The following is an 8,320-nucleotide window of genomic DNA, read 5'->3' as shown; positions in this document are numbered from 1 at the left end:
CCTTCTCCGTCTCGACGTGCACGGTCAGCGGCTCGGCGTCCCGACCGGCGTCGACGACGCGGTCACGGCCCCGTCGCGCCACGCCGACCACCCGAGCGCCGAGCCGCACCCGGTCGCCGAGCGCGTCGGCCAGGGGGCGCAGGTACTGGTTCGCCCACTCCGCGCCGGTTGGGTACTCCTTGTCGGCTGGTCGCTGCCAGCCCGTCGGCTCCAGCAGCCGCCCGGCCGCCGGGTCGACCAGCTCCGACCACGACGAGAACAGGCGCACGTGGTTCCACTGCGCCACCGCGTGTCCGGCGCTCGGGCCAGCCTCCAGCACCAGCGGCGTGAGACCTCGTTCGGTCAGGTGCGCCGCCGCGGCCAGGCCCACCGGGCCGGCGCCGACCACAACAACGGGCAACTCGCTCATCCCGAACTCCTTGTATCGATGCTCGTCGATCCAACGGTCTTCAATCTATCCGGATAGATAGATGGACGCAACCATCGATCTGGATAGATACTGGACGGGTGACGACAACGCACGAGGAGCAGCGCCGCCTGCTCGACCCCGGCGAGGCTGAGACCTACGCACACTGGTTCGGCTGCCTGGCCGAGCCCACGCGGGTCCGCCTGCTGCACGCGGTGGCGACGTCACCGGACGGCCTGACCGTCGGCGAGCTGACCTCACTGCTCGGCATCGGCCAGTCGACGTGCTCCCACCACGTGCAGTGGCTGACGAAGGTGGGCTTCGTCCTGGTGCAGAAGCGCGGCACCGCGACGGTGGTCACCGTGAACGAGGCGTGCTGCACCGGCCTGCCGCAGGCGGCCGACGCGGTGATGGGCATGCTGTCGGCGCAGCCGTGCTGCCCGGAAGCCCCGGCGGACGTCGTGGTTCGCGCGCTGCGCAAGGAGGACTGGCCGACGGTGCTGCGCATCTACGGCGAGGGCATCGCCACCGGCAACGCCACGTTCGAGACCGAAGTCCCCGCTCAGGACTACCTGGAGCAGCACTGGCTGCGCGACCACCGCTGGGTGGCCGAGGTCGACGGCCAGGTCGCGGGCTGGGCCGCGGCCACAGCGGTCTCGACACGCGACTGCTACGCCGGCGTCGCCGAGACTTCCGTGTACGTGGGCGACGGATTTCGCGGCCGCGGCGTCGGAAAAGCGTTGCTGCGCCAGCAGGTCTGCGCCGCCGACGACACCGGGCTGTGGACGTTGCAGACCTCGATCTTCCCCGAGAACAAGGCCAGCCTCGCCCTGCACCGCCAATCCGGATTCCGCACGATCGGCGTGCGGGAACGCATCGCCCAGCACCACGGCCGCTGGCGCGACACGGTCTTCCTGGAACGCCGCACGGCAACGCCGGCGGAGTAGCGGACGACACCCGTTCACACCCTGGCCGCCTGGATCGAAGAATGTCAATATGTGCGCATGCCAGCGGAGCCAGCGTCCCTCGCCTCGGTGACTGAGACCGCCTTGTCCACGGCGGAGGCCGAAGAGCTGGCGCACGTGCTGCGCGCGATCGCCGATCCGGTGCGACTGCGGTTGTTGAGCCTGATCGCGACGCACCCGGGCGGCCAGGCCTGTGTTTACGACCTGAGCTCGGAGTTCGACCTGACCGGGCCGACGATCTCTCACCATCTCAAGGTGCTGCGCGCGGCCGGCCTCGTCGGCACTACGCGCGACGGCAATCGAATTCACCACTGGGTGGTGCCGGCGTCGCTCGCCCGGCTGTCGATCGCCCTTGCGCCAAAGGAGTCTGTGTGACGGACCGGGTCGACGTCCTCGTCATCGGTGGCGGGCAGGCAGGTCTGGCGGCGGGCTTCTACCTGCGGCGGGCGGGCGTCGATTTCGCCATTGTGGACGATCAGCCGGACGGTGGCGGGGCCTGGCAGCATGGCTGGCCTTCGCTGCGCCTGTTCTCCCCCGCCAAGTACAGCTCCCTGCCGGGCTGGCCGATGCCGCCGCAGCCGGGAGAACCCTTTCCCACCGCGGACCACGTGGTGGGCTACCTGCGGGAGTACGAGCGGCGTTACCAGCTGCCAGTGCATCGCGGTGTGCGTGCTGTCGGCGTTCGCGCTGTGGACAAGGAGATTCTCGTCGAGACGGATCGCGGGGACTGGTCCGCGCGGACGGTGATCAGCGCGACCGGCACCTGGTCCCGGCCGTACGTGCCGCACTACCCCGGACAGCAGGTCTTCGCCGGCCGACAGCTCCACACCGTCTCCTATCGCGGGCCGGAAGAGTTCGCCGGGCAGCGCGTTGTCGTTGTGGGCGGCGGAAACTCCGCCGCACAGATCCTGGCCGAGGTCTCGACGGTCGCGGACACCATCTGGGTAACGCAGTACCCGCCACGGTTTCTGCCCGACGATGTCGACGGCCGAGTCCTGTTCGACGTGGCGACGCAACAACTTCTCGCCCGCCGCAACGGCGTGCCGGCCGCCGGCGTGGCCGGACTGGGCGACATCGTGGTCGTGCCACCGGTCCGAGCCGCCCGGGACCGAGGTTCGTTGGTGGCACAGCGGATGTTCAGCCGGCTGACGACGTCCGGCATCGCCTGGCCGGACGGCCGCACGGAGCCCGCTGACACGGTCATCTGGTGCACCGGTTTCCGCCCGTCGTTGTCCCACCTCGCCCCGCTGGGATTGGGCCGGGTCGACGGACACATCGCCACCCGGGAGACCGAGGCCGTCGACGACGGTCGCATTCGGCTGCTCGGCTACGGCAACTGGACCGGCACCGCCTCAGCCACCTTGGTCGGGGCCGGTCGCACCGCGAAACAGCTGGTGACCGAGTTGCGGGCGGTGGCCGGCACACGCCGAGGATGAACTCGTTGCAACAAAAGGGTCACCGGCAGCTGTCGGGTTCGGTGGCCGGCCGGCGGACGAGCAGGCCACCGGGTTCGAGGATCGCGCTCAATGCCTGCCAGGCCTCCGGGCACACCCGATACCAGCTCCACGTGCCGCGCCGCTCCCGGGACAGAACCCCGGCCTTCACCAGGACGCTCAGGTGGTGGCTCAGGCTCGGCTGCGGCATGTCGAACTCGGTGGACAGGCCGCAGAAGCACTCCTCGCCGTTCGCGGCGGTGCGGACCAGCCGGACCAGGCGGATGCGGACCGGGTCCGCCAGCGCCTTGAACAGCTGCGCGGCGTGCTCGTCCGACTCGAGCGTTCGCACTGCCCGAACCGGCGCGACGTCGGTTCGCCCACTGGTGGCCATCGGACCATCACCCCTCAGACGTGAGCCGATTCGCCAGTCTACCCGTTGAATCGACAAACATCGATGGACTAGGCGACCGGGCTCCCGACCAGCACAGCGGCCAGACCGAAGGCCGCGCCCATCACCATCAACTCCCAGACCACCCAGCGCAGCACCAGAGGCCGGCTGACCGACGAGATCCGCGGCAGCAGCCGGAACCGGATGTGGGCCCCGAGCAGACCGACCACCAGCACGCAGATGCCCTTGCCGATCAGCAGGTGGCCGTAGTCCGTGGTGAACAGCGCCGAATACCACTGCAAGCCGGGTGTCAGCGCCAACCGCGTCAGCCCGGACAGCAATCCCGTGGCAGCGGTAGTGAACACACACACCGTTGCCAACTGCGAGAACCGGGGCAACGCCTGGGCGAGCAACGCCCGCCGCATCCCCAACAACGCGATCACGGCCAGCAGGCCACCGGTCCACGCCATCGCCGCGAGCACATGCAGCTCGATCGTCACGGTCCCGAGCACGCGGGGCGCTCCGGTCTCGTCGCTGGTATGGCCGCTGGGCGGCAGCGGCAGCATCGTGGCGACCACGACCGCGACGGCCCACCCACGCCGCACCGCCAACGGATCCCGCAGCGCAGCGGCATTGACCACCAGACCGACCAAGGCCCCGACGAACACCACGACCAAGGCCATCGCCGAAGGAACCGCCGCCGCGTAACCGATCACCGCCCCGAGGCCGGCCCCTGGATCCGCATTTGCCGCTTGCAGGACCAGCGTGGCGACAGCGGCCAGCGCCCACGCCAAGGACCCCAGCACCGCAACGCGTCTGGCCAACGCCAGCTCAGCCAGCGCGTCGGAATGACGGCATCCCAACAACACCGGTGCGAGCGAGGCCCCGGCGGTGACCAGGGCGGCGATGTCGAGCGCCAGCCTCGCCAGCGGCAGCGCGATGGCAACCACCGCCGACGGCTGGACGAGCCCGGGAACCGCGACCGCCGCGGTCGCGGACAGGGCCAGACCTGCCGTTACACCAACGATCCCGCCCACGGCGACCACCGCGACGAGCCCGGTGGCCGACCGGGTTGTCGCGGCGCGGGTCGCGTGGGCGGTCGTCACGACTTCACGGCTTCGACCGGCTCTTCGTCGTCGACGAAGCCGGCGGCCGGTTTGGGCCGGCGGCGCAGCAACGCTCCGATGCCGACCCCGAGCGCGAGGGCGGCCAGGAGCAAGGCCCCGCCGCCCAGCCAGCGTGCGCCGTCGTCCTGGCTGGTCATGACCATGGGCGTCGTCACCGCCGCAGCCGGCGCCGCATCGGCGGCCAGCGTCAGATGCGGTGCCGGGTGCTCGGGCTCCTGCGCACCGGGTGCCGGCGGCTGGTCGCCCCAGTTGACGACCTTGCCGCTGTCGTAGGTCTGCGTGGCCGGCATGACGAGTTGGTCGACGTTGCTCGGCAACCCCTCGACCGCGATGCTGAACTGCTGGAATTGGCCCGGCGCGATGCCGGTCCCGTCCTGCGCGGTCCAGGTGACCGAGCTGACGACCTCCTTGACCGTGAGGTCGCCCACCTGCAGTGGCTTGTCCAACTCCTTGGTGGCGACCTCGGCCGTCCAGCCCGGCACCGGGGTGGTGTCGGCGTCGAGCACCGGCGCCGAGGCGGGGAAGGTGACGGTGAACTTCGTCGTCCTGGCCGCGTCGTCCTCGTCCGGCACCCGGAAGGTGATCACGGCGTCGCCACCCTTGACCGTCTTGTCCGGGCTGACCGCCGTCACGTGCGCGGACGCGACGCCGGCCGCCGACAACGCCAGCACGAGGATGCCGGTGGCCACGCCGCCGATCCTGCCCGCGAGCCTCATGGCCGGTCTCCTTCCAGCTGGTGCACACGGACGTCGGCGAGATGGTCCACTGTGTACGGACGCAGATCGATGCCGGGCTTGGTGGTGTACAGGTCCAGGGCAAGACTTGGCCCGCGAACGCCCTGCGCGTACGAGAGCACGAAGGACGGATCGGTGATCGCGTCGAACCCGACGACTCGGTCGGCCTGGTCCGATCCGGAGTCGGGATCCACCAGGTGCGACGGGACCGGCACGAACCCGAGCCGGCTCTTGAAGCTGAACAGCCCCGGCTTGACCAGGTGCCCGTAGAGGTTGGGATCGCTGCCCAGGCTCACCATGGCAAAGCCGCGTTCCCGGGCCTCCCGCACGACCTCCAGGTAGAGCACGCGGGTCAGGCTGGCCTGGCGCTGGTCGGCTACGACGGCGGAGAACCGCGCCCTGACCTCGTCCCGTTCTCGCGACTGCTGGTTGATGCTCGCTCCAACCAGGATGTCGCCGTCCCAGGCGCACACGGCGAAGTAGTCATCGGCCTCGGCCAGCACCCGGTCGCGGTGCTCGGTGGCGACCGACCAGCCGTGCACCATGCGGGCTACCTGCGCCTCGTACAGCGGCAGGAAGGCGTCCATCAACCCGGCGTCGACCGGGCGGACCGTGATGGTCAGGCCGTCGGCCCGCGCCCGCCGTCGGGCGATGCGGATGTTCTGCTTGTCCTTACGAGCCAGGCCGGACAGGAACTGCTCCTCGTCCGAAGCCGTTGCGGCACGCCAGGTCACGACCTGAGGCTTGGGCCGGAAGCCGGCGGCCGCAAGGGAATCCCACAGCAGCGGCGGCGGGTCCTGCACGCGGACTACGTCGACGGAGTGCCGGTGGGCCCGCCAGTCGCCGTTGAGCGCCTCAGCGACGTCGACAACGGCGACCGGCAGTCCCAATGCCACGGTTCTCATACCGGAGACATCTCGCGCGCGCCGACCTCCGCGTTCACCGGATCGCCGGAGAACGTGCTCTGGCTGGCCCGGAATCCGCGTAGGCGCAGGCTGTTGGACAGCACGAACAGACTGGACAGCGCCATGGCCGCGCCGGCGATCATCGGGTTGAGCACACCGGCGGCGGCGAGCGGAATGCCGGCGACGTTGTAGGCGAAGGCCCAGAACAGGTTGCCGCGAATCGTGCCGAGAGTCCGCCGTGATAGGCGGACGGCGTCGGCGGCGTCGCGCAGATCGCCGCGCACGAGCGTGATGTCGCTGGCCTCGATCGCGGCGTCGGTGCCGGTACCCATCGCGATGCCCAGATCGGCCTGCGCGAGCGCGGCCGCGTCGTTGACGCCGTCGCCGACCATGGCGACCGAACGGCCTTCCTGCTGGAGCCTCCGGATCACCGCCACCTTGTCGGCCGGCAGCACCTCGGCCTCCACGTCCTCTATGCCGACCTGCGCCGCGATCGTCCGAGCGGCACGGGCATTGTCCCCGGTCAGCAGAACTGGGCGCAGCCCAAGCCGCCGGAGGTGCGCGACCGCCTCGGCGCTGGTGGGCTTGGTCGTGTCGGCGACAGTGAGGATTCCTCGGATCCGACCGTCCCATCCGATCGACACCGGGGTCTGGCCGCGACGCTCGGCGTCCGTCAGCGGCTGAGCCAGTTCCTCGGGCACGGACAGCCGCTCGGCCAGCCAGCTGGACCGGCCGATGAGCACCGCCTTGCCGTCCACCTCGCCCGTGACGCCGAGCCCGGCCGTGCCCTCGAAGGCCGTGACGGTCTCCAGCGTGCCGAACTTCTCGCGCGCAGCACTCGCGATCGCGGCCGCGATCGGATGCTCGGACGCGTTCTCCAGGGCGCCGGCCAGCCGCAGCACGTCCTCGGTCTCGACGCCGTTCGCGGGCACCACCTCGACCAGGGTCATCTTGCCGGTGGTGACTGTGCCGGTCTTGTCCAACACGACGGTGTCGATCTTCTTGGTCGACTCCAGGATCTCCGGGCCCCGGATCAGGATGCCCAGCTGCGCGCCGCGACCGGTGCCGACCAGGAGCGCAGTCGGTGTGGCCAGTCCGAGGGAGCACGGACAGGCGACGACCAGGACCGCGACACCGGCGGTGAGGGAGGCGGCGATGTCGGCGCCGTTGCCCAGCCAGAAGCCGAATGCCGCCACCGCGAGGGCGATCACGACCGGGACGAAGACGGCGGCGACCCGGTCGGCCAGCCGCTGCACCGGCGCCTTGCCGGTCTGCGCCTCGGTCACCAGCCGGGTGATGTGGGCGAGCTGGGTGTCGGCCCCGACCCGCAGGGCGCGCACGACGAGGCGCCTGTTGGCGTTCACGGTCGCGCCGGTGACCGGATCGCCCGCGGTCACCTCCACGGGGACGCTTTCGCCGGTGAGCATCGACGCGTCGACGGCGGAGCTCCCGTCCACGACAACGCCGTCGGTGGCGATCTTCTCGCCGGGCCGGACGACGAACTGGTCACCGACGCGGAGCTGACCGATCGGCACAGTCGCCTCGGCCCCGCCGCGCAGCACCGTCACGTCCTTCGCACCGAGTTCGAGCAGGGCCCGCAACGCGGTGCCGGCGCGGCGCTTGGCCCGGTGCTCGGCGTAGCGGCCGGCAAGGATGAACACGGTCAGGCTGGTGGCCACTTCCAAGTAGATATGGTGCAGACCCTGGCCGCTCGTCGGCACCATCAGGAACGGCATGCGCATACCGGGCAGGCCGGCGAAGCCGAAGAACAGGGTGTAGAGCGACCAGCCGAAGGCGGCGATCACTCCGAGGGAGATGAGCGTGTCCATGGTGCCGGTGGCGTGCTTGAGGTTCTTCCAGGCCGCGACGTGGAACGGCCACGCTCCCCAGGTCGCGACCGGCGCCGCCAGGGTCAGCGAGAGCCACTGCCAGTTGGTGAACTGCAAGGGGGTGATCATCGCCATCGCGACTACGGGGATCGCCAGTGCGGTGCACGCCAGGATCCGGCGGCGCATGGCGCTCAGCTCGTCCTCGGCCGCATCGCGCTTCGGCTCGTCCGTCCCGGACGGCTCGGGCACCGGCAAGGCCGCCGTATATCCGGCGGCTTCGACGGTGGCGATCAGGTCGTCGACCGTCACGCCGACGTCGAAGGAGACGCGGGCCTGCTCCGTGGCGAAGTTGACCTCGGCCTCGACGCCGTCCATGCGGTTGAGCTTGCGTTCGATGCGAGCCGAGCACGACCCGCAGGTCATGCCGCCGATGTCAAGGGTGACCACCGCCTTCGGCATCGCCGTCGGTACCGACATTTCCCCTCACTCCCTATGGACGGTTCACCACTGCGGGGCGATGTGCGTGCCCA

Annotated in this window: 9 protein-coding genes; 3 read left to right on the top strand and 6 right to left on the bottom strand. The window is 70.4% G+C overall.

Going from position 1 to position 8,320, the window contains the following annotated elements:
- Positions 1-409: FAD-dependent oxidoreductase (locus tag KUTG_RS60000; RefSeq protein ID WP_043726675.1), on the bottom strand; the 409-nt coding region annotated here is incomplete at its 3' end.
- Between the two features lie 98 nt (positions 410-507).
- Between KUTG_RS60000 and KUTG_RS48220 the strand changes: the two genes are divergently transcribed.
- The 3 genes from KUTG_RS48220 to KUTG_RS48210 all read left to right on the top strand — a co-directional run bounded on the left by KUTG_RS48220 (position 508) and on the right by KUTG_RS48210 (position 2,807).
- Positions 508-1,353, top strand: coding sequence for a helix-turn-helix domain-containing GNAT family N-acetyltransferase (locus KUTG_RS48220; RefSeq protein WP_043726674.1), 846 nt, complete (start codon positions 508-510; stop codon positions 1,351-1,353).
- Between the two features lie 87 nt (positions 1,354-1,440).
- Positions 1,441-1,746, top strand: a complete 306-nt coding sequence (locus tag KUTG_RS48215) for an ArsR/SmtB family transcription factor (protein ID WP_043726672.1) — start codon at positions 1,441-1,443, stop codon at positions 1,744-1,746.
- Positions 1,743-2,807, top strand: a complete 1,065-nt coding sequence (locus tag KUTG_RS48210; protein WP_043726671.1) for an ArsO family NAD(P)H-dependent flavin-containing monooxygenase — start codon at positions 1,743-1,745, stop codon at positions 2,805-2,807. The genes KUTG_RS48215 and KUTG_RS48210 overlap by 4 nt, the downstream gene beginning before the upstream one ends.
- 19 nt (positions 2,808-2,826) lie before the next feature.
- Here the strand turns inward: KUTG_RS48210 and KUTG_RS48205 are convergent, their stop codons facing one another.
- From KUTG_RS48205 to KUTG_RS48185, 5 genes are all read right to left on the bottom strand, one after another.
- A complete protein-coding gene (locus KUTG_RS48205; RefSeq protein ID WP_232241341.1) occupies positions 2,827-3,156 on the bottom strand; it encodes an ArsR/SmtB family transcription factor in 330 nt (109 codons plus the stop codon).
- A 110-nt stretch (positions 3,157-3,266) separates the two neighbouring features.
- Entirely contained in the window at positions 3,267-4,301 is a 1,035-nt protein-coding gene (locus KUTG_RS48200) for a copper resistance D family protein (protein WP_043726669.1), read from the bottom strand.
- Positions 4,298-5,038 (bottom strand): YcnI family copper-binding membrane protein, encoded by a 741-nt coding sequence (locus KUTG_RS48195; protein WP_052396319.1) that lies wholly within the window; start codon positions 5,036-5,038, stop codon positions 4,298-4,300. The genes KUTG_RS48200 and KUTG_RS48195 overlap by 4 nt, the downstream gene beginning before the upstream one ends.
- Complete coding sequence (locus KUTG_RS48190) at positions 5,035-5,961, bottom strand: GNAT family N-acetyltransferase (RefSeq protein ID WP_043726668.1); 927 nt, start codon at positions 5,959-5,961, stop codon at positions 5,035-5,037. Before KUTG_RS48190 ends, KUTG_RS48195 begins: the two co-directional genes overlap by 4 nt.
- A complete protein-coding gene (locus KUTG_RS48185; protein ID WP_043726667.1) occupies positions 5,958-8,267 on the bottom strand; it encodes a heavy metal translocating P-type ATPase in 2,310 nt (769 codons plus the stop codon). Before KUTG_RS48185 ends, KUTG_RS48190 begins: the two co-directional genes overlap by 4 nt.
- Positions 8,268-8,320 lie beyond the last annotated feature (53 nt).

The organism is Kutzneria sp. 744, assembly GCF_000568255.1.
Lineage (GTDB): Bacteria > Actinomycetota > Actinomycetes > Mycobacteriales > Pseudonocardiaceae > Kutzneria.
The sequence above is the reverse complement of the archived record's forward strand: the minus strand, read 5'-3'. Positions and strand labels throughout refer to the sequence as shown.

What these genes read in the sequence shown, in the direction of transcription:
- KUTG_RS48195 (WP_052396319.1), bottom strand. Translation starts at nt 5,038, where the DNA reads ATGAGGCTCGCGGGCAGGATCGGCGGCGTGGCCACCGGCATCCTCGTG.
- KUTG_RS48190 (WP_043726668.1), bottom strand. Translation starts at nt 5,961, where the DNA reads ATGAGAACCGTGGCATTGGGACTGCCGGTCGCCGTTGTCGACGTCGCT.
- KUTG_RS48185 (WP_043726667.1), bottom strand. Translation starts at nt 8,267, where the DNA reads ATGTCGGTACCGACGGCGATGCCGAAGGCGGTGGTCACCCTTGACATC.